The sequence below is a fragment of the uncultured Bacteroides sp. genome, assembly GCF_905207245.1.
Lineage (GTDB): Bacteria > Bacteroidota > Bacteroidia > Bacteroidales > Bacteroidaceae > Bacteroides.
Genome location: NZ_CAJLKP010000038.1, coordinates 14,335 through 39,693, shown reverse-complemented (window position 1 = coordinate 39,693; position 25,359 = coordinate 14,335). Strand labels below are relative to the sequence as shown.

At 45.8% G+C, this 25,359-nt stretch carries 21 protein-coding genes; 11 read left to right on the top strand and 10 right to left on the bottom strand.

The window, feature by feature from the left end:
* The first annotated feature begins 113 nt into the window (after window positions 1–113).
* The 5 genes from QZ135_RS12760 (at window position 114) to QZ135_RS12740 (ending at window position 9,303) form a co-directional block, all read left to right on the top strand.
* The gene (locus tag QZ135_RS12760) at window positions 114–2,996 is read left to right on the top strand and encodes a TIM-barrel domain-containing protein (RefSeq protein WP_294609658.1); all 2,883 of its coding nucleotides are present in this window, start codon (window positions 114–116) and stop codon (window positions 2,994–2,996) included.
* Between the two features lie 160 nt (window positions 2,997–3,156).
* Window positions 3,157–5,745, top strand: coding sequence for a glycoside hydrolase family 2 TIM barrel-domain containing protein (locus QZ135_RS12755; protein ID WP_294609655.1), 2,589 nt, complete (start codon window positions 3,157–3,159; stop codon window positions 5,743–5,745).
* A 40-nt stretch (window positions 5,746–5,785) separates the two neighbouring features.
* Entirely contained in the window at window positions 5,786–7,999 is a 2,214-nt protein-coding gene (locus tag QZ135_RS12750; protein ID WP_294609652.1) for a glycoside hydrolase family 3 C-terminal domain-containing protein, read from the top strand.
* Between the two features lie 248 nt (window positions 8,000–8,247).
* Complete coding sequence (locus tag QZ135_RS12745; protein WP_294609649.1) at window positions 8,248–8,865, top strand: DNA-binding protein; 618 nt, start codon at window positions 8,248–8,250, stop codon at window positions 8,863–8,865.
* A 258-nt stretch (window positions 8,866–9,123) separates the two neighbouring features.
* A complete protein-coding gene (locus QZ135_RS12740; protein ID WP_294609646.1) occupies window positions 9,124–9,303 on the top strand; it encodes a hypothetical protein in 180 nt (59 codons plus the stop codon).
* A 120-nt stretch (window positions 9,304–9,423) separates the two neighbouring features.
* On the opposite strand, the gene QZ135_RS12735 is transcribed toward QZ135_RS12740, so the two are convergent.
* Together QZ135_RS12735 and QZ135_RS12730 are read right to left on the bottom strand one after the other, a co-directional pair.
* On the bottom strand, window positions 9,424–10,029 hold the full coding sequence (locus QZ135_RS12735; protein WP_294609644.1) for an HAD family phosphatase: 606 nt from the start codon (window positions 10,027–10,029) through the stop codon (window positions 9,424–9,426).
* A 51-nt stretch (window positions 10,030–10,080) separates the two neighbouring features.
* Window positions 10,081–10,680: a sugar O-acetyltransferase gene (locus QZ135_RS12730; protein WP_294609641.1), complete on the bottom strand. Its 600-nt coding sequence runs from the start codon at window positions 10,678–10,680 to the stop codon at window positions 10,081–10,083.
* Window positions 10,681–11,484: 804 nt separating this feature from the next.
* Here QZ135_RS12730 and QZ135_RS12725 point away from each other — a divergent pair.
* The 6 genes from QZ135_RS12725 (at window position 11,485) to QZ135_RS12700 (ending at window position 17,753) form a co-directional block, all read left to right on the top strand.
* Window positions 11,485–11,964, top strand: coding sequence for a DNA-binding protein (locus QZ135_RS12725; protein WP_294609636.1), 480 nt, complete (start codon window positions 11,485–11,487; stop codon window positions 11,962–11,964).
* A 151-nt stretch (window positions 11,965–12,115) separates the two neighbouring features.
* On the top strand, window positions 12,116–13,627 hold the full coding sequence (gene bas-suc, locus QZ135_RS12720) for a 3-succinylated cholic acid synthase (protein ID WP_294609634.1): 1,512 nt from the start codon (window positions 12,116–12,118) through the stop codon (window positions 13,625–13,627).
* Window positions 13,624–14,256 (top strand): hypothetical protein, encoded by a 633-nt coding sequence (locus tag QZ135_RS12715; RefSeq protein WP_294609631.1) that lies wholly within the window; start codon window positions 13,624–13,626, stop codon window positions 14,254–14,256. The genes bas-suc and QZ135_RS12715 overlap by 4 nt, the downstream gene beginning before the upstream one ends.
* An 89-nt stretch (window positions 14,257–14,345) precedes the next feature.
* The gene (locus QZ135_RS12710) at window positions 14,346–14,900 is read left to right on the top strand and encodes a cob(I)yrinic acid a,c-diamide adenosyltransferase (protein WP_294609628.1); all 555 of its coding nucleotides are present in this window, start codon (window positions 14,346–14,348) and stop codon (window positions 14,898–14,900) included.
* A gap of 72 nt (window positions 14,901–14,972) precedes the next feature.
* Window positions 14,973–15,194, top strand: a complete 222-nt coding sequence (locus tag QZ135_RS12705; RefSeq protein WP_007212024.1) for a DUF2795 domain-containing protein — start codon at window positions 14,973–14,975, stop codon at window positions 15,192–15,194.
* Window positions 15,195–15,311: 117 nt separating this feature from the next.
* Window positions 15,312–17,753, top strand: coding sequence for a helicase-related protein (locus QZ135_RS12700; protein WP_294609625.1), 2,442 nt, complete (start codon window positions 15,312–15,314; stop codon window positions 17,751–17,753).
* On the opposite strand, the gene QZ135_RS12695 is transcribed toward QZ135_RS12700, so the two are convergent.
* The 8 genes from QZ135_RS12695 to QZ135_RS12660 all read right to left on the bottom strand — a co-directional run bounded on the left by QZ135_RS12695 (window position 17,748) and on the right by QZ135_RS12660 (window position 25,355).
* The gene (locus QZ135_RS12695) at window positions 17,748–18,131 is read right to left on the bottom strand and encodes a DUF3037 domain-containing protein (protein WP_025830562.1); all 384 of its coding nucleotides are present in this window, start codon (window positions 18,129–18,131) and stop codon (window positions 17,748–17,750) included. The two genes, QZ135_RS12700 and QZ135_RS12695, sit on opposite strands and share 6 nt — an antisense overlap.
* Window positions 18,109–18,891: a HipA family kinase gene (locus QZ135_RS12690; RefSeq protein ID WP_294609682.1), complete on the bottom strand. Its 783-nt coding sequence runs from the start codon at window positions 18,889–18,891 to the stop codon at window positions 18,109–18,111. The genes QZ135_RS12695 and QZ135_RS12690 overlap by 23 nt, the downstream gene beginning before the upstream one ends.
* A gap of 155 nt (window positions 18,892–19,046) precedes the next feature.
* Window positions 19,047–19,406, bottom strand: coding sequence for a DUF488 family protein (locus QZ135_RS12685; RefSeq protein WP_294609621.1), 360 nt, complete (start codon window positions 19,404–19,406; stop codon window positions 19,047–19,049).
* 443 nt (window positions 19,407–19,849) lie between these two features.
* The gene (locus QZ135_RS12680; protein ID WP_294609618.1) at window positions 19,850–20,410 is read right to left on the bottom strand and encodes a porin family protein; all 561 of its coding nucleotides are present in this window, start codon (window positions 20,408–20,410) and stop codon (window positions 19,850–19,852) included.
* A gap of 75 nt (window positions 20,411–20,485) precedes the next feature.
* Complete coding sequence (gene gldN, locus QZ135_RS12675) at window positions 20,486–21,505, bottom strand: gliding motility protein GldN (RefSeq protein WP_294609615.1); 1,020 nt, start codon at window positions 21,503–21,505, stop codon at window positions 20,486–20,488.
* Window positions 21,506–21,533: 28 nt separating this feature from the next.
* Window positions 21,534–23,099 (bottom strand): gliding motility protein GldM, encoded by a 1,566-nt coding sequence (gene gldM / locus QZ135_RS12670; RefSeq protein WP_294609612.1) that lies wholly within the window; start codon window positions 23,097–23,099, stop codon window positions 21,534–21,536.
* 96 nt (window positions 23,100–23,195) lie between these two features.
* Window positions 23,196–23,876, bottom strand: a complete 681-nt coding sequence (gene gldL, locus QZ135_RS12665) for a gliding motility protein GldL (protein WP_294609609.1) — start codon at window positions 23,874–23,876, stop codon at window positions 23,196–23,198.
* Between the two features lie 21 nt (window positions 23,877–23,897).
* On the bottom strand, window positions 23,898–25,355 hold the full coding sequence (locus QZ135_RS12660) for an SUMF1/EgtB/PvdO family nonheme iron enzyme (RefSeq protein ID WP_294609606.1): 1,458 nt from the start codon (window positions 25,353–25,355) through the stop codon (window positions 23,898–23,900).
* Window positions 25,356–25,359 lie beyond the last annotated feature (4 nt).

The following is a 25,359-nucleotide window of genomic DNA, read 5'->3' as shown; positions in this document are numbered from 1 at the left end:
ATCTGATATCTCTATAAATCAAATAAACCCTCTCCTTTCAACATTGGGAGGGTTTATTCTCTATATGATTTCCTACTTTTACACTCGGAGAAAATAACTTTAAAAACAAAGATATGAAATTGAAAAACACTTCAGTTTGTTTGCTCGCGGGATGGATGCTGATGGCATGCTCCGGAGGCGGGTATGAGAAGACGAGTAACGGCGTTATCGTGAATGTCGGACAACAGCAACCGACGGATGTGCGAAAGGTGAAGGTTGAAGTAATGGGAGAGAAGCTGATTCATGTGTCGGCTACTCCCGAAAAGAACTTTTCAAAGGCGGAAAGCCTGATTATAGTACCCCAAAAAGATAAGACGGATTTTAGCGTGGAAGAAAGTGAAGATGCCGTTTCGGTAAAAACCTCACAGGTGTGCGCTATCGTGTCTAAGGCTACAGGTGAAGTACGCTTTACCAATGCTTCCGGCAACCTGATTCTGGCGGAAGATGAGAAAGGCAGGAGCTTCCAGCCTATCGAAGTGCAGGGGACAAAGGCATATACGGTACGCCAGGTATTTCGGTCGCCCGATGATGAGGCGTTCTACGGACTGGGACAACACCAAGCTGATGAATTCAACTATAAAGGTAAGAACGAGGAACTTTTCCAGTATAATACGAAGGTTTCTGTACCTTTTATTGTTTCCAATAAGAATTACGGTATTCTGTGGGATAGTTATTCGCTTTGCCGCTTCGGTGATCCGCGTGATTATGCACAGTTAAGCACAGTCTTCAAACTATATGATAAGGAGGGCAGGGAAGGTGCTTTGACAGGAACATACGTACCCTCTCAGGAATCAACGGCGGAGACACTGGTACGCCGGGAAGATTCTGTCTATTTTGAACATCTGAAATCGGAAGATTTGTCGAAGGTGGTGAATTTACCCGAAGGATTCCCTTTCATGGGTTCGCAGGTGACGTATGAAGGAGAAATTGAGCCGATGGAAAGCGGCCGGTTCCGCTTCATCCTTTATTATGCAGGATATATGAAGGTGTATATTGACAATGAACTGGTAGTTCCCGAACGTTGGCGTACCGCTTGGAATCCGAACAGTTATAAGTTTGCGGTAGACCTGAAAGCCGGCAAGCGGGTTCCGTTGAAGATTGAATGGACGCCCGACGGATATGTTTCTTATTGCGGTTTGCGTGCGTTGTCTCCTGTATCTGCCGAGGAGCAGAACAAGCAGTCCTGGTGGGGTGAAATGCAGAATGAGATAGACTATTACTTTGTTTACGGTAACAATATGGATGAAGTAATCAGTGGATACCGTGCTCTGACCGGAAAATCACAAATCATGCCGAGGTGGGCGATGGGATACTGGCAGAGCCGCGAACGTTATAAGACGCAGGAAGAGATACTGGATGCTTTGAAGGAATTCCGTAAACGTCAGATTCCCATTGATAATATTGTGCTCGACTGGAGCTACTGGCCGGAAAATGCCTGGGGTAGTCATGAGTTCGATAAAGCTCGTTTCCCTGATCCCAAAGGGATGGTAGATTCCATTCATACCATGAATGCCAAAATGATGATTTCCGTTTGGCCGAAATTCTATAGGACTACGGAGCATTATAAAGAGTTTGATGAAAAGGGCTGGATGTATCAGCAAGCCGTTAAAGACAGTATCCGCGACTGGATTGGTCCCGGCTATGTAGGTTCTTTCTATGATGCTTATGCTGAAGGTGCACGGAAGTTGTTCTGGAAGCAGATGGAAGATCATCTTTATCCGCTCGGCATCGATGCCTGGTGGATGGATGCCAGTGAACCGAATGTACGCGATTGTACGGATTTGGCTTACCGGAAAGCTTTGTGCGGTCCGACTGCCCTCGGCCCGTCCGACCAATATTTCAATGCGTATGCGCTGATGAATGCTGAGGCTATTTATGACGGACAACGTGCCGTAGACAATGACAAGCGTGTATTTTTGCTGACCCGTTCGGGATTTGCCGGGTTACAACGTTACTCTACCGCAACATGGAGTGGCGATATCGCTACCCGCTGGGAAGATATGAAGGCACAGATTTCTGCCGGACTGAACTTTGCAGTAAGCGGTATTCCTTACTGGACAATGGATATTGGCGGATTCTGCGTAGAAAAACGCTATGAAGACGGACAAAAGGAATTCAATAAGACCGGAAAAGAGAATGCGGACTATAAGGAATGGCGTGAGTTGAATACACGTTGGTATCAGTTTGGCGCATTCTGCCCGTTGTTCCGTGCGCATGGACAGTATCCGTTCCGTGAAGTGTGGAATATAGCTCCTGAGGGACATCCGGCTTATAATTCTATAGTGTATTATACGAAGTTGCGCTATACGATGATGCCTTATATCTATTCATTGGCAGGGATGACTTATTTTGATGATTATACGATTATGCGTCCGCTGGTAATGGATTTCACGGCAGATGCAAAGGTGAATAATATCAGTGACCAGTTTATGTTTGGTCCGGCATTGATGGCGGCTCCGGTGTATGAATATGGAGCGCGTAGCCGTAAGGTCTATTTTCCGGCAACTTGTGGTTGGTATGATTTCTATACGGGTAAGTATGTGGCTGGCGGACAGCAACTGAGTGTGGATGCTCCTTATGAACGTATGCCGCTTTATGTATGTGAGGGGGCGATTGTTCCTTATGGTCCGGAAATGCAGTATAGTGATGAGAAACCTGCGGAGGAAATTACGCTGTATGTATATGCGGGTAAAGACGGTGAGTTCACTTTGTACGAGGATGAAGGTGTGAATTACAACTACGAAAAAGGACAGTATGCCACCATTCCGTTTACTTACAATGATGCAGAGGGTGCTCTGACTATCGGTGACCGCACAGGAGAATTTTCCGGTATGCTGAAAGAACGTACATTCAACGTTGTAAAGGTAAGTAAGGATAAACCGCAACCTTTTGATGTGGAGGCTAAGGGTACGGTGGTGAAGTATGACGGGAAGAAGCTGAAGGTGAAGCTGTATTAAGTTACGAGTTACGAGCTACCAGTAACGAGTTACTGCGCTATAAGGGCGAATAATTATTCGCCCGGCTATCACGCCGAAAGGCACTTGTCACTTGTAGCTCGTAGCTTGTCACTTAATTTAGCGGTGAAGCCGCTAAATTATCATTTATAGAATAAATAACATGAAAAGATTATTACTAATACAAATATCCTGTTTCCTTCTTTTCCTGATGGTGGGAAGTTGCACCTCCGCTGAGAAGATGACGAATAACCGTCGACAGGACTTTACCGCCGGCTGGACCTTCCGTCTGGGAGACGACCCTGCGGCATCCCGTCCCGATTATGACGATACGGCGTGGCGGACCCTCAATCTTCCGCATGACTGGGCCATTGAGGGAGAGTTCAGCAAGGATCATCCTTCTGGAACAGGTGGCGGGGCATTGCCCGGTGGTATCGGTTGGTATCGCAAAACGTTCGCTGTTGACAAGGCAGATGAAGGCAAGCGCCTGTACATTGATTTTGACGGTGTATATATGAATTCGGAAGTCTTCATCAACGGTCATTCCCTCGGTGTGCGTCCTTATGGATATGTTTCGTTCAGTTACGATCTGACTCCCTATATCAAGTGGGGCGGAGAGAATGTAGTTGCCGTGCGTGTAGATAATGCGGAACAACCTAATTCCCGCTGGTATTCGGGGTGTGGCATCTACCGTAATGTATGGCTTACGAAACTTAATCCTGTGCATATAGCGCAATGGGGCACTTTTATCACAGCGGAAGACGTGTCGAAGAACACTGCCCGGCTGAACATACGTACTAAAATACAGTATGATGTGTCCGCTCAACTGAAAGATTCCATGAAGCAAGCGGATGGCACGTATGTTGTTTTCGATTCGGAAATTGTTTCCTTGGCAGATGTTGTGTTGCAGTCACGGCTGATGGATGCAGCAGGGAATGTAGTGAGTGAGGTTACATCGGAACTGCAAGTGATGCCTGCCTGTCCGAACGAAGTGGAGCAAGAAATTGTGGTGAAGAATCCTAATCTTTGGAGCGTGAACAATCCTTATATATATAAGGTGAACAGCATCCTTATTGACAAGGCAACCGGTAAGGTGCTGGATCGTTACTGTACCGGTACCGGTATCCGTACCTTTCGTTTTGATGCGCAGAAAGGGTTTATTCTCAATGGAGAACGTTTGAAGATCAATGGTGTATGTATGCATCACGATCTGGGATGTCTTGGAGCAGCAGTGAATATCCGTGCTATCGAGCGCCAGTTGGAGATATTGAAAGAAATGGGATGTAACGGCATTCGCTGTTCCCATAATCCTCCCTCACCGGAACTACTCGATCTTTGTGACCGTATGGGCTTTATCGTAATGGACGAGACATTCGATATGTGGCGCAAAAGAAAAACGGCTCATGATTATTCCCGTTATTTCAACGAGTGGCACGAACGCGATCTGACGGATTTGATACTGCGCGACCGTAACCATCCTTCCATTTTTATATGGAGCATCGGCAATGAAGTGTTGGAACAATGGTCGGAGGCAAAGGCGGATACCCTGACTCTGGAGCAAGCCAACCTGATTCTGAACTTTGGCCATGACAAGAGTATGCTGGCAAAGGAAGACGAAATGAGCGTCAATTCCTTGCTGACAAAGAAACTGGTGGATATGGTGAAAGCTCTTGACCCTACTCGTCCCGTTACGGCGGGTTGCAATGAGCCGAACCCGAACAATCATCTCTTCCGTTCGGGAGCATTGGACCTCATCGGTTTCAATTATCATGACGATTGGTTTGCCGGTGTACCCGAGAATTTCCCCGGTAAGCCCTTCATTGTGGCGGAAAGTGTATCGGCACTGATGACCCGTGGCTACTACCGGATGCCGAGTGATGAAACCGTTATTTGTCCTGAACGTTGGGATAAACCTTATTTTGATGATACTTTTTCCTGTTCTTCGTATGATAACTGCCATGTGCCCTGGGGGAACAGCCATGAGGGTACGATGCGCCACGTGAAGAATAATGATTTTATCAGCGGGCAATATGTTTGGACAGGGTTCGATTATTTGGGTGAACCGACTCCTTACGGTTGGCCTGCCCGCAGCTCTTATTTCGGCATTGTCGATTTGGCCGGTTTCCCGAAAGATATATACTATCTCTATCAGTCGGAATGGTATCCGGAGAAAAAGGTATTGCACCTTTTCCCGCATTGGAACTGGACGCCGGGACAGGATATAGATATGTGGGCTTATTATAATAATGCTGATGGAGTGGAGCTTTTTGTAAATGGTAAGTCGCAGGGCGTGCGTACAAAAGGTAAGGACGATTTTCATGTCGTATGGCGTGTGAAGTATGAGCCGGGTGTGGTAAAAGCCGTTTCCCGCAAGGATGGAAAAACGGTACTGGAAAAGGAAATCCATACGGCCGGAGAACCTGCGCAAATACGCTTGACGGCTGACCGTGGAGAAATCAGATCAGACGGCAAGGATCTTAGTTTTGTAACAGTGGAAGTACTGGATAAGGATGGTAATCTTTGTCCGAATGCCGATAATCAGATCGTGTTCGATGTGCAAGGTGCAGGCTTCATTGCCGGTGTAGACAACGGTAGTCCTGTTTCAATGGAGAAATTCAAAACTGACCGTCGCAAGGCTTTCTATGGGAAGTGTCTGGTGGTGATTCAGAGCAACAACCAGGCAGGCGTGATTAAGCTGACGGCTACGGCTGATGGATTAAAACCGGCGGTGATGACTGTTAAAGCGAAATAAAAGTAATATTTTTGTTGATATTTTATTAAATGTAATAATTATGAAGAAACAACTCTTTACAACCCTTTTGTTTGCCTGTTCAGTAGGAACTTTGACTGCGCAAACCCCTGTATATTTAGATGATACCCAGCCCATTGAGGCACGTGTAAAGGATGCTCTCAACCGTATGACACTGGAAGAGAAAGTAGCCCTCTGCCATGCGCAAAGCAAATTCAGCAGTCCAGGGGTGCCCCGCCTCGGTATCCCCGAACTCTGGATGAGTGACGGACCTCACGGTGTTCGTGCAGAAATCAACTGGAACGATTGGGGATATGCCAAATGGACTAATGACAGTATTACTGCCTTTCCGGCTTTGACTTGTCTTGCCGCCACCTGGAATCCGGAAATATCCGCCATCTATGGCAAAGCCATTGGTGAAGAAGCCCGTTATCGGGAAAAAGATGTTCTTTTGGGTCCCGGCGTTAATATCTATCGTACTCCTCTGAATGGCCGTAACTTTGAATACATGGGTGAAGATCCTTATCTGGCAGGCGTAATGTGTGTACCTTATATTCAGGAAATACAAAAAAATGGTGTTGCCGTAAGTGTGAAACACTATGCTCTGAACAATCAGGAATTATGGCGTGGACACATTGATGTGCAACTAAGCGACCGTGCCTTGCACGAAATCTACCTTCCGGCTTTCAAGGCTGCTGTGCAGCAGGGTGGTGCCTGGACCGTGATGGGAGCTTATAACAAGGTACGTGGTCAGCATGCCTGCCACAATGAACTTTTGCTGAATAAGATTTTGAAAAACGACTGGGGGTTTGATGGCGTAGTCGTAACCGATTGGGGTGGAGCCCACGATACTTACGAAGCGGCCATGAATGGTCTGGATATCGAGATGGGATCTTATACCAATGGGCTAACCTCAGAAAGTGCATTTACCTTTGACGATTATTATCTGGCTAAACCTTATCTCCGGATGTTGAAGGAAGGCAAGGTACCTATGAGTACGGTGGATGATAAAGCCTCCCGCATTCTTCGCCTGATATTCCGCACGGCGATGAATCGCCAGAAACCTTATGGTGTGCTGACAAACGAAGAGCATTACCAGACTGCCCGTAAGATAGGCAATGAGGGCATTGTGCTTCTGAAGAATGCACCTGTCCAGAAAAAATGTACTCCTTTGCTGCCACTTGATGCCTCTAAATATCAACGCATATTAGTGGTAGGTGACAATGCTGTCCGCTTGTTGAACGAAGGAGGCGGTTCTTCCGAGCTGAAGGTGAAAGATATGGTATCTCCGCTCGATGGCATGCGTGCCCTTTATGGTGACAAGGTAGTCTATACGAAAGGTTATGCAGCAGGACGTCCGATGTATGGGCATGCGGAAGATATTCCCCAGTCGGTGGCGGACTCCTTGCGCACAGTAGCAACTGAACTTGCCAAAGAAGCCGATATTGTAATCTTGTTTGGTGGATTGAATAAGAATCACTTTCAGGATTGTGAAGGCGGTGACCGTGTGACATACGGTTTACCATTCGGACAAAATGAACTGATTGAATCTCTGTCGGGGGTCAATAAAAATATGGTATTGGTATTGTTGAGCGGTAATGCCGTGGAAATGCCTTGGCTGGATAAAGTTCCGGCTATCCTGCAAGGCTGGTATTTGGGATCTATGGGGGGTAATTCACTTGCCGATGTACTGAGTGGTGCGGTGAATCCCAGTGGAAAACTTCCTTTCTCATTCCCTGTGAAACTGACGGATTGCGGTGCACATGCATTTGACGAATTGAGTTATCCGGGTGATAGTATCAAGCAGGTCTACAAGGAAGATATTCTGGTAGGTTATCGCTGGCATGATACCAAGAAGATTCCTGCTTTATTTCCTTTCGGATATGGTTTGAGTTATACGACTTTTGCTTATGGTAAACCGGTAGCTTCTGCCCAAACAATGACTGCCGGCAATTCTCTGACCGTGACCATTCCTGTAAAAAATACGGGTAGTGTTGCCGGAAAAGAAGTCGTGCAACTGTATGTAGGAGATGAAAAATGTAGTGTTTTGCGTCCTGTGAAGGAGTTGAAGGCATTTCAAAAGATAGCTTTGGCACCGGGTGAAGAGAAAGAAGTAACCTTTACCATTACTTCGGATGATTTGAAGTTCTATGATGAAACTGTTGGCGGATGGACGGCAGAGCCGGGTAAGTTTAAGGCTTATATTGGAGCCTCTTCTGCAGATATTCGTGGAATGGTTTCATTTGAGTTGAAATAAGATAGCGACTGCTGAATGGGAAGATTTGTGAAATCTTTAGTCTTTTTCTTAGGCTTTCCTATTGTTTTCATTGCGGAAGATTAGTACATCTGCATGCCTTTATTTATTCTTTCCACCATGGTGGAAAGAATAAGCGTTTACTACGATTCTCCTTAGCCGCCGCAGGAAAAAGAGATAAAGATAGCGGTGTGGCCACTTAACCCCGGCACTTCATGTTTTTGATGTGGAGTACCCATAAAAACATACAGATGAGTGCATATTATGACCTTTTTGAGAAGCCTGACATTCGCCAAACCGGCGAGCAACAACCCCTTTACGCCCGTTTCATACCCAAAGGAACCATTGAACGGAAAGAATTTTTGGACCGTGTTCATCTTTTCACTGGCATCAGTCGCAGCCTGTTGGAGGGCGCCATGGCTTCCTTTATGGATGAACTGCGCGATTGCCTTGCCGATGGCTGGACGGTGGAACTGGGCGAACTGGGCTATTTCACACCTTCGTTAAGCTGCCGGCGCGAAGTGATGGAGAAGAAAGAACTGCGTGCCGCCTCGGTGACGCTTCGTGGTTTGAATTTCCGTCTGGGCAAGGAGTTTTATAATGAACTGGATAAGAAAATGCAATTGGAACGCCATCCCCAGTCGGCGTCCAAGTCCGAGTCTTCTGCGCCACTCCTGTCTGTGGAGCAACGTTTCCGTTTGCTTGAGGAGTATTTTCAGCAGTATCCCTGCATCAACCGTGCACAGTATGCCCGGCTGACGGGGCGCAGTGTGAAACAGGCGGTCACGGACTTAAACCTGTTTATTGAAGATGGGCTGTTGACGAGGTATGGAGCGGGGAGGAATGTGGTGTATATGAGGAATAAATAGTAGAAAATGGAATAAAGTGTGTAAAGTCTTTGATACGATCTATTCAGGGCAACCGATGACGATAGCGAGGTGTTTTATGATTGGCAGCAGTCGATGAGTTTATTGCAGGAAATGTAAGTTTCTTGTGTTTTTCATTGAATTACAAACGGATTGTGCTACTTTTGGAGCGACAAGTTGTGGAATATGCTGGAATATGGAGTAAATAGAAAACTCGTCAAAAGAGTAAAGGAGATTCTTCGCAATAGCAAAGGCCGTAAGATGACGGAGAGATTTGCGTGCGATGTATGCCGGGTCGTGCATGATTCGGGCTGGGTTTATGCTGCCGATGACGGGGATTTCCATATTTGCCATTTATGTCGCAACAAGTATCTTCCGGGTAAGATGCAACGTTGGAGGCTTTATTCTTCCTCTTTCGAGTCCAGTAAAAAGAAGCACTGAGAGCGAATGTAACCTGATTTCAAGTATAAGGAGGTAATGAAGGTTACCTTTGTGATTCTTGAGAAATAAATTTCTGCAATTTTTTTTACTCCTCAATTTGTTCGATTTTATATTCTTGAATTATTTCGGATAAATCCGTTCAACATCGGCGGCATAATTTTCCGGAGTTGTGAATAGCACGGCATCCATGCCGACCGATTTCGCCCCCTCGACATTTTCCATTCTGTCGTCGGTGAACAGGCATTCTGCCGGTTCAAGACCATAACGTTCACACAAACGCAGATAGATTTCCTTATCGGGTTTGATTACATGTTCTTCGCATGATATGACCCGTCCGTCGAGCAAATTGAAAATTTCATATTTGCGCATCACTTCATAGACCGTGCTGCTCCAATTGCTCAATCCATAGAGTTTGAAACCTTTTGTTTTGAGCTTGCGCAGCACTTCCTGCATTCCTTCGATTTCTCCTGTTACTTCTTCCAGATAATTGTCATGAAAAAAATGGAAAGCGTCACTGAAGTGGGGATACTTGAGCCGGGTCTCCCTGATAAGTTCTTCAAAAGGTATAAGGCCACGGTCGCAGGCTTCGGTAAATGCCGGTGAGGCTAAAATGGCGCAGAAGCGTTCTTCCGTTTCTTTATCGCCCTTGAAGTAGCGTTCAAGAACTGCGTGCAAATCATGGTTCACAAGGACTTTTCCGAAGTCGAATATAAGATTCTTTATCATTGTTTCAGGTAATGCATTAGATTCATAATCTGCGAATCATCATCCCATGATTCACGCATTGGCTTGATTATCAATAGGCTTTATGACGCGGCAGGGATTGCCGACAGCCACACAATTGTCAGGTATCGAGCGGGTAACGACGCTTCCGGCCCCTATGACGCTGTTCTCGCCGATTGTTACCCCCGGCAGGATGATTGCACCTCCGCCAATCCATGCACCGTCTTTGATTTTTACGGGTAGTGCATATGTCCGGCAGATTTCCTTTCCTTCCTCCCATTTGTCCACAATGCGTTCTTGCAGCTTCGTGGAATGGGTTGCAGTGTATATCTGGACATTTGACGCAATCAGTACATTATTGCCAATCTCAATGATGTTGTTGTCCACGAACGTACAGTTCATATTGATGATGACCTTATCACCAATGAGAATATGTTTTCCGTACTCACAGTGAAAGTCAATGTCCAGGTGAATGTTTTCGCCCACTCTGCCGAACAATTTCCTCAGGATGCACTTTTTCTGCTTTGTGTCCGCGTAATCCACTGCATTCAGTTCCTTCAGTAGGCGTTTGGCATTCAATGTCATTTCCGCCAACTCCTTGTCGCTCCCATCGAATATTTCTCCGGCCAGACATTTTTCCAATTCTGTTTTCATTATCTATTATTTAATTGTTATTTCATTTAATGTTTTATATATAATTTCCATTGCAGAAAATGCATTTTCATGTCGCATCTTCTGCCTGAAACACCAATAAATGTACAAAAATACATGAAAGTAGTCTTTTTATGCTATAAAAGTATTAGCAATTTTTAATAATTAATGCGAATCAGTAGTTGAAACGGGCTTGTTACTGAACGGTTATGAATTAGTTGACGAGGGGACAAGTTGACAAGGAAACAAGGTTCCATGCGGCATAGAAGCATTGCGCAGCCCCTTGTCTCCTTGTCAACTCGTTCCCTTGTTTCCTTCTCTTCTGAACGTTCAACTACTGATTCGCATAATTATTGCATATTGCTGTTTTGTGGTCTTTCGATGATAATCATGCCGCAAATAAGTATTGGTGGGTGAATCTTGAATTTTGTTGCTTTTCTGCAAGGCATATCTTTCTTGTAGAGATGTTCGGAAAACGTTTCCTTCATTATCAGTTACTTATGCCTCTATCTTGTAGAGAACATTACTAATTTGCCTTCTTTGACGCTCTTCTCCATTTTCTCTTCATTTCATTGATTGTAGAGATGATGATATTGTAATAGGTTGCTTATTAGTGTTTTATGTAATCTCTTGGTAGATGCCATTTTCTTGCTTTTGCTTCTATCTCACCCTAACTTTGCAACATCGAATCTGAGAAAACAGAACGTCTGACTGTTGAGGCCTCACAGTGAAAAAACGTCTTGCTTCCGGATGAGATAAGAGAAAGACAATATACATATTATTATTAAATCATTAAAAACAAAGATTATGGCAATTAAGTATGAAGTAAAGAAGGTGGTGTTTGGTTTTGATAAAACTAAAACTGAGAAATTTGTGGCACAAACGAAAGTGCTGGGTATGGTAGAGTTTAAGAAACTCTGTGAAGAAGTGCAGAAAGTGAGTATGGCACCGCGTGGCGTGGTGAAAATGGTGATTGACGGGTTGATTGATACCCTGAATATGGATTTGGACAAAGGATATTCCGTTCAGTTGGGAGACTTCGGGTGCTTCCGTCCCGGATTGAATGCGAAAAGTCAGGCAGGAGTGGACGATGTGGATGCCAATACGGTGTATCGTCGTAAAATTATCTTCACCTCGGGAAGCTATTTTAAGGATATGCTGGGCAAGACCAGTGTGGAAAGACTGGAAGTAGGTAAGGGGACTGTGGTTAGAGACGCAGTCGTTAAACCAAAACCGGGTGAAGGTGGTTCCGGTGAAGGCGGCTTGGAAGAAGACCCTTTGGGATAAAAGATTGAATCCTTTTTATTATGTAGAAGCGGGAAGTATCCATGGTACTTCCCGCTTTTTCTATTAATTATTTCCGAAAGATTTGTTCACCACTCCCGAATGCTTTACTTTTGCGTCCTGTTGATGTGTAAATGCATAATGCAATATAAGTATGAAGAACAAGCTTGCTTTATTTTTTCTTGCGTTTTCCCTGTTGGCATCCGTAACAGTCAGTGCGCAAATCCGTGAACTGGAACGTTCCACGCCCGAAGCCGAAGGTGTGCCTTCTGGAGCGGTCATCGCTTTGATGGACTCCCTGATGGGGCTCCCCAAAACAGATATACATAGTGTAATGGTGTTGCGTCATGGCAAAGTCATAGCCGAAATCTATCCTGAACCTTTTGCTCCGGAATATCGTCATACCGTATTCTCTTGTTCTAAAACCTTTGTGGGCGCTGCTGTTGGCCTTGCCATCTCCGAGAACCGTCTGCGGTTGACGGACCGTGTCGCATCTTTCTTTCCCGACCAACTTCCGGACAGCATCTCAGCAAATCTTGCTGATATGACTGTTCGTAACCTGCTGAACATGACTTCCGGCATTGCTCCGGACTGGAATATGCGCAACGTCCGTACCGACTGGATAAGAGGTTATCTGGAAAAAACTGTAAAAACTCCCGGAGAGCATTTTGATTATGACTCCATGAGCTCTTACATTCTTTCTGCCATTGTGCAAAAGGTGACCGGAATGAAGGTGTTGGATTACCTCCGGATGAAGATTTTTGAGCCGATGCATATCACTGATATATCTTGGGAAATCAGTCCCGAAGGTATCAATACCGGAGGCTGGGGCGTATATGTACAGAGCGAATCGCTGGCTAAGTTTGGTCAGTTGCTGCTGAATCGTGGCGTATGGAAAGGTAAACAATTGCTTCCTGCCTGGTGGGTAGACCAGATGATGGCGAAACAGTCGGATACAGGCAGCTTCGGCTATGGTTACGGTTACCACATGTGGCTTTGTGAGTATCTGGGTGCTGTCCGTATAGATGGGGCATTGGGGCAATATGCGCTTATCATACCTGACAAAGATATGGTAGTAGTCATCACCGAATGTACTCTGATAGATGGAGCCACGCAGCGTCGCCTGGTATGGAACCGCCTGCTGCCTGCCGTGACGGGCGACCAGCCACTGACACCGGGGAAAGATTATAAGCGTTTGCAGAAAAAACAATCTTCCTATCGCCTGCCGGTGGTGCAGGGAAAGGCAAATTCATCCCTTGCACGGGAATATGCGGGTAAAACCATTACGCTCGAACCCAATAAGTTCGGATGGCAATCTCTCACCCTTCAGCTCAAACAGAAAGAATTGATAATGACCGTCATGGAGGCTTCCGGAACTAAATATGACCTTCTGTTTGGCTACAAACAATGGAAAAAGACTTCTATCGAAGCCTATCCACCTTATTCTATCGAAGCTAAGGGACATTTCAACGGAATAGAAGGTCCCTTTTATGTAGCAGGAAGTTATGCCTGGTCCTCCTCTTTCATACTGGAGTTGAAGGCGCATTACGTCAACTGGATTACAGCCCTTAACCTCACTTTCCGCTTTGAGGGGGAGCATGTGCAGCTAACGGTTAAAGAGAACTATTCTTCGGAAGCAAAGATAATTGAAGGGAGGGTATTATGAACCGTATCACTTTGACTTTGAAACGCCCGTTCATCTGGTTAAGCCGCTTCCGCCATCGTTGCGGATACGGGGTACATTCACCTTTTGCTTTCAATCTGATTACGCAGGTGATTTATGAGGGTACTCCTTATTATAAGTATAAAGACCTGGCTGTGGAGCAGAAAAAGCTGGCTCCGCAGAAAGACAGGAACTGGAAGTATGAATCGAAAAAGGTGAAACGTCTCCTGTTCCGCCTGGTCAACTATACTCAGCCTGACACCATTGTGGATGCCGGCAGACTTGCCGCTTCTTCGCTCTATCTGAAAGCAGGGAAGGAGGGAGCGGACTACACTTCTGCATCCGAACTTTCCGGGTTGTTTCTGGAAGCCGGAGTACCTGTAGATTTCCTTTATCTGCATGATTACCGCCATCCGGAATTTGTGGAAGAAGTGTTTCGTATCTGTGCTGCGCGCACAACGAAGAAATCTATTTTTGTTGTGGAAGGAATAGGTTATACTCCACAGATGAAAAAGCTTTGGAAACGTATGATACAGGATGAAAAAACGGGTGTTACGTTTGACCTTTATGACATCGGTATTCTTTTCTTTGATAAAACAAAGATAAAACAAGACTACATTGTCAACTTTTGATTATCTTTAGGCGTTTCAATAGTGATTGATGGTTAGTGATTGGTGATTAGAGCCACTTACTAATCACTAATAACTAAACACTAATCGTTATGAAAATATATACAAAAACCGGAGATAAAGGTACTACCTCATTGGTAGGCGGTACTCGTGTCTCGAAGACCCACGTCCGCCTTGAAGCGTACGGCACAGTGGACGAACTGAACGCTAATCTGGGCGTGCTCATCACTTATCTGTCCGATGAAGAGGACCAAATACTTGTCCGCCATATCCAAGACCGTCTTTTTGCGGTCGGCTCCAATCTGGCCACTGACCTTGAGAAGACGGATTTGAAGTGCGCCAGTGTCATCCATCCCGAAGAGATAGAACGCATTGAGAAGGAAATAGACCGTTTGGATAATCTGCTTCCTCCGTTGCATGCTTTTATATTGCCCGGTGGTAGTCGCGGAGCTTCTGTTTGTCATGTTTGCCGCACGGTTTGCCGTAGGGCGGAACGTCGTATTCTGGCTTTGGCAGAACAATGCAAAGTAGCTCCTGAATTGCTTGCTTATGTGAACCGTTTGTCCGATTATTTGTTTGTCTTGTCGCGCAAAATTAACCAGGATGAGAAAAAAGATGAAATATTTTGGGATAATAGTTGTAAGTGAGAGATTTTATTATACTTTTGCCGAAAAATAGAAAGTAGGACTTAATATTCACAATTTTAATACTTAGGACTTATGTATTGGACATTGGAATTAGCATCTAAATTGGAAGATGCTCCTTGGCCGGCAACCAAGGACGAATTGATTGATTATGCCATTCGTTCGGGCGCTCCGCTTGAAGTGATTGAGAATTTGCAGGAAATGGAAGATGAAGGCGATATTTATGAGAGCATCGAAGATATTTGGCCTGATTATCCGAGCAAAGAGGATTTCTTCTTTAATGAAGAGGAGTATTAGATACGATTTTTTTAAGCTCTGCACTTGTTGCAGGGTAGTAAACACATAGAAAGAGGTAGTCCGTAGACCTGTTTGCAACGGGTTAAAGGACTGCCTCTTTTTTATACTTGTTCCATTATGACTGAAACACGAGAAGAAGCGGCATGCCGGTTGCCGGAACTGAAAGAACGGCATTTGCCCGGAGATTGCCGGGAAGCAGTATACACACTTTTGAAAGAAACTTACGGGTACGAACAGTTTCGTGCTCTGGAGGTGTACGACGATTTGTTCAAGGGGAAGAACACGCTCCATATCTCTCAGGGGCAATTGATAGAAAGTGTCATTGCCGAAGCAGAGAAGGCGCGCAACGGAGAAGAGGATGTGGACAACATCTTGCTGACAGCACCCACCGGAGCAGGAAAATCCCTGTTGTTCCAGTTGCCTGCCATCTATCTGGGTAATGAATATGGGCTGCTTACCATTGTCGTATCTCCCTTGAAAGCACTGATTGTAGACCAGGTGGAAGGTTTGCAGGAACTGGGATACATGCGCGTGGCGTATGCTTCTTCCGACTTGTCGCCTGAACAAAAGAACGAAGTGTACCGGCAAGTGCGCGAAGGTGAGGTGGATTTATTCTATCTTTCGCCGGAGTTATTGCTCTCGTATGATATCAAGCATTTTGCAGGTGAACGCCGCATCGGGTTGATTGTGGTGGATGAGGCTCATACGGTGACTACCTGGGGTAAGGAGTTCCGGGTGGATTACTGGTTCCTCGGTCGTTATCTGCAGGGCTTGAAGAAAAGCCTCGGTTATGCGTTTCCGCTTTTTGCACTGACGGCTACGGCAGTCTGGAACCCGAAAGGGGACAATGATATGGTGTTCGAAACCATTCGTTCGCTGCAAATGGAACCCTGTGTACTTTATGCAGGTACGGTGAAACGCCGGAATATCGGCTTCGATATTCGCCAGATGGAGATAGAGGAAGGCGAGACGTATGATAAGGCCAAGCAACGTGTAGTGGCTGAACGGGTGGAGGATTTCCTCGACGGACACAAAACCATTCTTTATTACCCCTTTGCAGGCGGCATCGACATGCGCCTGAAGACGTGGGTGAAATCAACAGACTGGCATTTGGTGGCTTCCTACTACGGCAAAAAGGACAAGGAACAGAAGGCGGCGATTGTACAGGAGTTTAAAGAAGGTGAAAAGCGGATGATTGTGGCTACAAAGGCATTCGGTATGGGGGTGGATATCAGTGATATCGACCGGGTGTATCACGTGGCGCCGTCCAGTACGTTTGTCGACTATATACAGGAGATTGGACGCGCAGCCCGCGATATAGATATTCATGGCGTTTCGGCAACGGACTATCATGAACGGGATTTTTATTATATGAAGCGTCTGCACATGGCAGGCAATATCGCACAGGAACAGTTGTCGTTGATACTGAAGAAACTGATGGAAGTGTACCGGATGAAAGGCGGAAAGCAAGAAATGCTGGTGTCTTTGTCTGACTTTGAATTCGTGGTGAAACTGCCACGGATGAAGAATAAACTGGAGTATGAGGCGGAACTGGGACAATTGATTAAAACGGCTTTGTTGTGGCTGGAGGATGATTTGAGCCATCGCTACGGCAAGAAACTCTTGGAAGTAAGTCCGCAGAACCTACTGACGGAAGGATATATACAGGATAAGACCGGTGATGTTTTTATTCGTGAATTTAAGGATTATCTTACAAAAGTGCCCGGTACGGAAAATGTGTACACGGCACGTTTGGAAAAACTCTGGGAAGAGCGCTTTGCTGAGTTGGGATATAGAGAATTTAAACAGAAGCTGAATAGCGGTACGCTGTGGGAAGGTTCCCGTGCGGTATCTGTAGGCAAGCATGAGGTGTTGTTGAAAGAAAATGCGGAGACGATTCGCCAGCGGATGGATGCATTGTTCAATAGCTTGAAGACGCTGCTGGTTGATAAACTGCGGAAAGCGAAAGGCCGCTTTGACGAAGAAGAGTTGCGGGCGGTATTTGCTGAGCATGGCATGGATGTGCCGTCAGCAAAGCGCTTCATTGGCTCGTTGTTGGAGTCGCGTACGGAAGAGGGACGCAGCGTGAGTTATATCAGCAGTGTGAAGAAGAAGGATTCTAACGAACTCTCTTTCACGGTGACGAAAGGGTTTGATTTATTGTTATCCCGTTACCAGAAGCTGTTCAGTCAGCGCATTGTGGGGACGAAAGGAGCACGTTTACTATTCTACACTACGCCGTTCTCCGACCTGAATATGTTGCTCAACCTGCTTTCTATGCTCGATTGCCTTTCGTTCAGCGTTGAGGGTGGCGGTACGCCTTGTGTACTGGTTCGCTTTGATGAGCCTGAAAGCTTGGAACAGATTGCGTCTTCTGATGAATACCACAACCTGATTCTTGAGAATAATGAGAAGATATTCCAGGAACAAATAGAACTGTTCTCCTTCTTCTTTGGAACGGATGGAATGGACGATACGAAACGTTGGAATTTTATCGAAGATTATTTTACGGGAATGGGAGTAGAGGAGTTGAAGATAAAGTACGCTACTCCGTCATAAAACCAATTCTTTGAATAATCTTTCTAACGTCCTGTCCAGATCGTCGGAGAAACCGGCATGTGGGCGGGACGTTTGAATACAGGAACTCCGCACGGCTGTCAGCCACCGGAAACGTTCCGGAACATCAAGCTGGGCAATGGGGCCGCCGTCCCGCGCACCCGAGCATATCTTGTTGAACACATCCAAGTGTGCAAATACCAGTTCCCGGTCTACTTCGGACACATATAGCTTCAACTTTTCCTCGTTCACCCGGCAAACGGATTTAATGAAGTTTGCCTTTTTCGAGAAAAGGATTACGCCTACATTGAAGAACTCTTCACGTTCTACCTTGGGAACGAGGCGGATAACTGCGTATTCATATAAGTGCTTTCCTTGCATTCAATGCTTCTTTTACAAATATTTCGGAATGGGCCCGTCTTTCGGTCAGAAAGCGGAGGTAGATATCTCTGATTTCTTCGGGTGTCTCATGGGTATCGTTCCAATGCAACCAATCATCGGGAATGAGTGAGACAATTTCCTGTATCTTTTCTTCAGTCAGCAGGACGCGCAGGGCGGCATCGGCTTCTTCGAGCTGGGACGCTTCGGGCAGTAATACATGATTCTTTATATAGACGAAGGGGCTTACCGCATGCTTCTCCCAGTTCTCCCACGAGTGATGGAAGTAGAGTGAAGCCCCCTGGTCTATCAGCCAGAGCTCCTTGTGCCACATCAGCATATTGGTGTTGCGGAAAGTGCGGTCTATATTTGTGAGGTAGGCATCCAGCCAGACGATGCGGGAAGCCAGGTCGGGGGCTACTTTGGTTGCCACAGGGTCGAAGGTCAGGGCTCCCGACAAGAAATGCAGTCCGAGGTTCAGACCACGGCTGCCTTGCAATAAATCCTGTATTTCTTCATCTCCTTCGGTACGACCGAATGCTTCGTCAAGGTTCAGGAATACTAGTTCCGGTACTCTGAAGCCCAGCACACGTGCAACTTCTCCGCCAATCAACTCGGAAATCAGTGCCTTTGTGCCATGACCGGCACCGCGAAACTTCACGACGTACTTGAATTCGTCGTCAGCTTCTGCCAGCGCAGGCAGTGAGCCGCCTTCGCGCAAAGGGGTGATGTAACGGGTCAGGTTGACTGTTCGCAACTCTATCATGGTAGTCCTTTCTGAAAATGGTTATGCTGTTCGTTTTTTGAGGAACAGCATTTGCAAAGATAATGCAAATCGAATGCATAACTTTCATGCTTGCATGAAAAAGTTATGCTGAGATGCAGCTTATCTTCTTTAAAGATAATGAATATTCACGATTACTCAAGATGTGTTTCAAGAAACTGTTGCAGAATGCGGGCATGATTGCGGACAGGTTCTTTGGAAGCATATAGTAAGGTAACCGTTTTATAGGGTTTGATTTTTGCGAGGAAGTTCCGCACAGCTTCCGATGTTTCCAGTTCTTTACGATACATGGCTGAGAAGCCTTCCCAATTTCCCACGGGATTCTCGTGGAACCATTTTCTTAGTTCAGGCGAAGGAGTAATGTCTTTCTCCCAGACATCATATTTCAGATGTTCCTTTTTCATACCTCGGGGCCAGAGGCGGTCTACCAATACACGATATCCGTCCTCCGGTTCAGGGTCTTCGTACACTCGTTTGATTTTAATCTGTGTCATATTTTATTCTCTTATATTATGATACTTCTTTCATTCTCCAAAGAGTTATGGGGATGTTTTGTATATACTACAGTTATCGGTGGAGGAATGTTCGGGCGGTTATGATTAATTGGATTACTCTGGTTCTGTTGAATTATAAGTAGATACTCTCATTCATTCGTCTATTGGCTATCAGAAAGATACCGCTAAATTATTATTTGATTCATAACCCTAATAGAAAGGAAGGAAACAAGGATACGAGTTGACAAGGGGACAAGGGGCTGCGCAATGCTTCTATGCCGCATGGAACCTTGTTCCCTTGTCAACTTGTCCCCTCGTCAACTAATTCATAACCGTGCAAATTTGAATCAAACATCTCCCACAAACCAAGCACTTTCATTACAAAAACGGGGATGAACTCTATTAAAGAATCCATCCCCATTATATTATAGCTATTATTTTTCTTAGAAAAGATAAGCAGCGGAAACCTGCCAGGTTTTATTTTTTGCGCCGATAGCCTTGCCTGCACCCTTCCATGTAAAACTGTCGCCCATTGGGAACTGATAGTTAATACCTATCTGCAAATGCTTAATAAGCTTCACACCGGCTCCCAGATTAAGTCCTACCTGAGTCTTTTTCCGGTCAATTTCATCTTTCTTCTTAAAATCAAAGAAGAAATCTGGTCCGGCAGCAAAATAAATTCCCAGCATACTACCTAAGCCAATTGTATATTTCAGATTGATGGGAACCTCCGCTCCGGTTTGTTTTACGTCACCTTTACCTCTTTGTGAAAATAACAAAGCCCCATCAATACCCAGACCTACAATAGGAATTGTTATTTCAGCCATAGGACCAATAAAGAAACCAGCGGAGTTTTCTTTATTTTTATCAATGCCTCCATCCCAGTCTATCTTTGTTAAGTTCACACCACCTTTTACACCCCACTTAATGAGTTGTGCCTGAGCAGGCATAGCCATAAACATACAGCATACAGCTATAATGAAAACACTAAAAATCTGTTTCATAATTCTTTTTGTTTAAATTATCGGGACAAATATATGGATTAATTCTCAAAAAGAACAAAAAAGCTTCAATTTTGTTCAACGGCGTTGCCGGCGCACTGATGCCTTAGGAGCCGCTGCTTCACGCTTGGAGACCGATTGTGACTTACCTGAATAGGATTTTGACTTTACTGAGGAAGAAGATTTACCTTTTGTTGTAACAACATTGTCACGCCCTTTCTTCTTAGAATTAGACTTTGCAACCTTCACTCCGGAAGTTGCAGAAAGCGAGTCGGTTTCTTCTATCAGATCCCTGCCATACAGTGTATTTTCAAAGTCTGCCAGTTCTTTTTCTATTCGTTTCTGCTCTTTCAACATGGCACTATCCGTAGAACAATATTGCGATAAAGTCCGGTTTTGCAAATTAGTAGTTTTGTAGATATCTCCTTTGTACAAACGTGCCGTAAAGAAATCTTCCCAGGTACTGTTGGCTGCATTATTATAGTTGCTTACAGATATTTTTGACTGCGTCAGATAAGGAACCAAGTCTTGATAATTCACCCAGAACATAGGGAACGTCATCTTCTCCGAACTAAAATCTTCCGAACGATGCAGCACCGGACAAACGGCTGTTATTACCGAGCCATAGGTAGAAGTACGCTGGTCAAAGTACCATACTTCCTTTATAAAGTAGCTCAACACATCCGCCGAAGGTATATCGCTGTTGTTGACAGACAAAACACTGTCTCGGCGATTTGCCACTTTCTTCATTTCATAATAGATTTGGAAACGGTCCAGCACTTCGCGAAAAGTTACTTCAGCATCTTTCTGAAAACGCTCCGTCCCGTCCAACTGATATTCGTAAGCCGGTATTTTTTTCTGTGCCAGCAGGCGGAACATGGTAGTGAAAAGGTTCATCTTACTTCCTTGCGGCTCCACCGGATAGTACAGCGCGCCATTGGTATCCTTAGTCAAATCCAGCGTACGGTAGATTTCACGCATCCACACCACATCATCCGGCAAGCCCACCGAACCGGGATATTGCCTTTGTGCCCACCCCACAGAGACATTCAATGCACACAGGGTAACAGCTATTATGAGTTTCACGGATAGTTTCATAGTCGTATATCTTATTTATTATCAATTTCTAATTCACAATCACTTCCAATGTGGTAGGCAACAAACGTTCCACCCCATCCGGTCCAACTGCACGTACCCGGGATATATAAAAACGTTTGCCACGGGACAGACGACGGAACATATCTTTCTGGCGTGTAGAAAAAGCAGCTCCCGAAGACACTTCCGGCACAGCATTTCCCATATTATCGAAGAAAACCGTTTCAAAACCTAATACACGGAAACTGATATTCAACAATCCATCGTCTATGGCAGCCACAATGCCCGGAGTATTCATCAGAACAGCCTTGGACAGTCCGCGTCCGCCCCGATAACGCTTTGGCGTTCCGTCTTCCGTATATTCAATAAATGGTGACGGGTCCGGCAACTGGCGTACACGATAGGTATAATCTCCCATTGATTGCGTACGTCCGCCAACAGACGCTGTCACACGAATCACTACATCTTTACCGATAGTGGCAGGGTGTGCTATATAGCCGTTTCCGGCGCGGGTCAACGTACCGTTTCCACTGATGATGCTCGCCTGCACTTGTCCGGCAGGAACTCCCGGGACTGAAATACTGATAGGATTATCATATCCGGCGTAAAGCACATTCATCATGGTGGCAGATACGGTTGCGGTAGGTTCTACCACTGTATATTTCTGCGAGAAGTCTCTGCGGAGAACTTCACCGTTTCTTTGCATGAGTTCCAGATAGCCGTTCAAAGAGAACTCTCCCGTACGGTTACAAACAGTTTCAAACCAGCCTTCTGCATTATCCGGTTGTTTTTCACCGGCTATGTAAATAGAAGGGCGCTGCGTAGAATCTACGGCAGCCAGAATGACACGGGCACTGTAAGTACCACCACGCACCACATTTTGCGAAGTAGGAATCACATAAGCCTGAAGCTGATTCACACGTACATCCTGCACATCGGTATTCTGCGTCAGCAAATGGAGGACTTCACCTTCGGCATAGCGCACATCGCTTTGCAACTTCGTCAACAGAGTGACCGCTGCGGCTACCGGGGTATTTTCAAATATATATTCCTGCCAGTTCTTGCCTGCAGCGGATGCTTTGCGCGGCACTTCGGTATTCAGGTTATCACGGATAATCTTCTGCTGCACAGGATCGGTAACAAAAGCCAGAATCTCTTCCCGGTATTGATTGATACGGTTGTACAACTCCTTGCCCTGTCCCCTTCCGGGAGCAAGCATCACAAAAGAAGCAGCTTCCAGGTCTTCTTTATTGGATATATTGACAACGTCACCATCCTTTCCATCTGCTTCCCGCACAATGCGCAATTTCAGTTCATTGACATAGGCGTAGAGCGAATCGGACATATTCTTCACATGTAGCGCTTTCTCAAACCACGGCCCCACCTTTTCGGGATTACGTTCGTTTGCACCGGCAAGCCCGTCGTATAGTGACTGATTCTGCACAGTTGAGTTGGCCGTTGTACGCGAAAGACTTTCATCCACCAATGAAAAGCCGTTCAGCACATCCGACGAGACGTTTAGTGCCAGCAGTGCCATCAAGACGATATACATCAGGTTTATCATCTTCTGACGCGGGGAGTCCGGATTAGTAGTCATTATAAATTAAAAATTGAGAATTAAAAATTAAAAAATAAAAGTCAGGAGGAGGTGAAGGAACATAGTACTTTATCATTCTACTACTCTATCACTTTTTCACTTCACTTGCACCGCTTGCAGCATACGGGCATAGACGGCATTCAGTTCTTCTATCTGGCGCGCCATTTTGCGGGTCTGCTCGTGCACCTGGTCAATTGTATTTATCTGGGTGCTGGCACTACGAAGCTGCATTTCGTAAATGGCATTAATACCTGCAAGGTTACGGTTCAGGGCACTCATCTGCTCGGCGTCATGCGAAAGGGACTCTGCCTGGGCGGTGAAGTGAGATAACATCTCTGTCATTTCTTTCAGTTGGGCAATATAAGCCTGAGTGGTTTCTTCCATCTCAGGGGTAAAGGCAGGAGTTGTATTTCCGGGTGAATAGTTATTCGTCCCTACAGTCACCGATACAGGTTGATTCGGAACAGACGCTACAGACTGATTGGCTTGCGCCCCGTCACCTACAACAATGACTCCCCCCGCAGCACTTCCCGCCTGCTTGTTCGGCAAGTCAAATGCAGAAATGAAAAACACCAGTACTTCCGTTCCCATCCCAATCCATAACATCAGATTGGCACCTGGCAAATGTGTCAGTTTAAACAATGTACCTGCAATAACAATGGCAGCACCCCAACTATAGGCATAATTCATAATGACCTTGCCACGGTAGCTCGCCATAAAGTCCTGCAACTTTTGTCCCAAGCCCCTTTTTCCATTTACAGTATCTTTTTCCATCATCTTTACCATTTTAGCGTCTTATCATTTCCCCTTCTTATTATATCCCACTTGTGTACGTACGCAACGGAAACCGATATACGAACGTTGCTCATTCTGATACTCTGCCGTCCGGGCATCCGAACGTATAAATGCATTCACATCCTTCCACGAACCACCACGCACCACTTTCTTCTTCATTGCATACGGATCATCCGGCGCAGCATTATACTGAATATCCGGATTAATGTCGCTTGCCTGCAATACCCCCGACTCGGTATAAGCCGTTGAGGTCCACTCGGCCACATTGCCCGCCATATCATGCAGCCCGTTCGAGTTCGGCGAATAAGCTCCTACACGGGTTGAAATCAGGTTACCGTCCTTGGTATAATTTCCCTTGCCGGGTTTGTAGTTTGCATTGTAACATCCTCGGTCATCCTTCGTTTCTTCACTGTCTTTCCAAGGATATTTGTTATCTTCCCGACCTCGTGCGGCAAATTCCCATTCCGCTTCAGTCGGCAGACGGTAACGCTGGATATACTTCGCCTGCCCTCGCAGCCCTGCAAGCAGATAATTCGTGCGCCATGCACAGAATGCGTTCGCCTGTTCCCAACTGACACCGACCACCGGATGTTCATTGTAACTGGGGTGGTTGAAATACAAACGCATATACTGCTCATTATTCGCGTTCGGGAAGTCATTCACCCAACAGGTCGTATCGGGATAGATATTCACAATATAGCTATTCAGGAAATCCCATTCGCTGGATAGCGGACGGGTAATGGTACGGTTCACAATCCGCCCTTCATCATTAATATATGCCGTGTCCTTCGTTATCATCACAACCTCTTCCGGATTCAGTTCTATATCCGTATTCTTGACCCGTTCGGCAGGATTCAGACGATTGCGGCGCTTGGCAGCCTCAGCATAATCATAAATTTCATAATAATAATTCAACTGGGCGCCATCCAGCATCAGCGTACCGTCAATCGGATGCTGCTTGTATACGCTTTCTATAGCCATCTGCTCATCCTCCGTCGCCCGCTTCCAGGGGATAGGCTTCGTCCAGTTCAGATAAGGCTTTATCGGATTTCCTTCCCGATCTTCCTCTATCTTGAACAATTCATTACCACCATAAGCGGGGTCCGCCAAGCGCTCGCGGATAATGGAATCGCGCACCCAGTTGACAAACTGTTTATATTCGGCAACGGTCACTTCCGTATCGTCCATCCAGAAAGACTCTACCGAAATCTCCCGTGAAGGAACGATTGTTCCCCACAAACTGTCTTGCTTGTCAGGTCCCATCTTCACCGAACCGCGTTTCACCAACACCATACCATAAGGCGCAGGTTCATTCCATGCCACAGCACTGGCGCCTATCACCTCACCGCCCCGCATGGAACTACTACCCACCGTCCCCATGCACGAAGCCAGCGAACCGAACAGCAATAATGCTGCTCCGTACCATGCATGAATTACTTTCATTCCTCTATTCTTTTTCATCGTC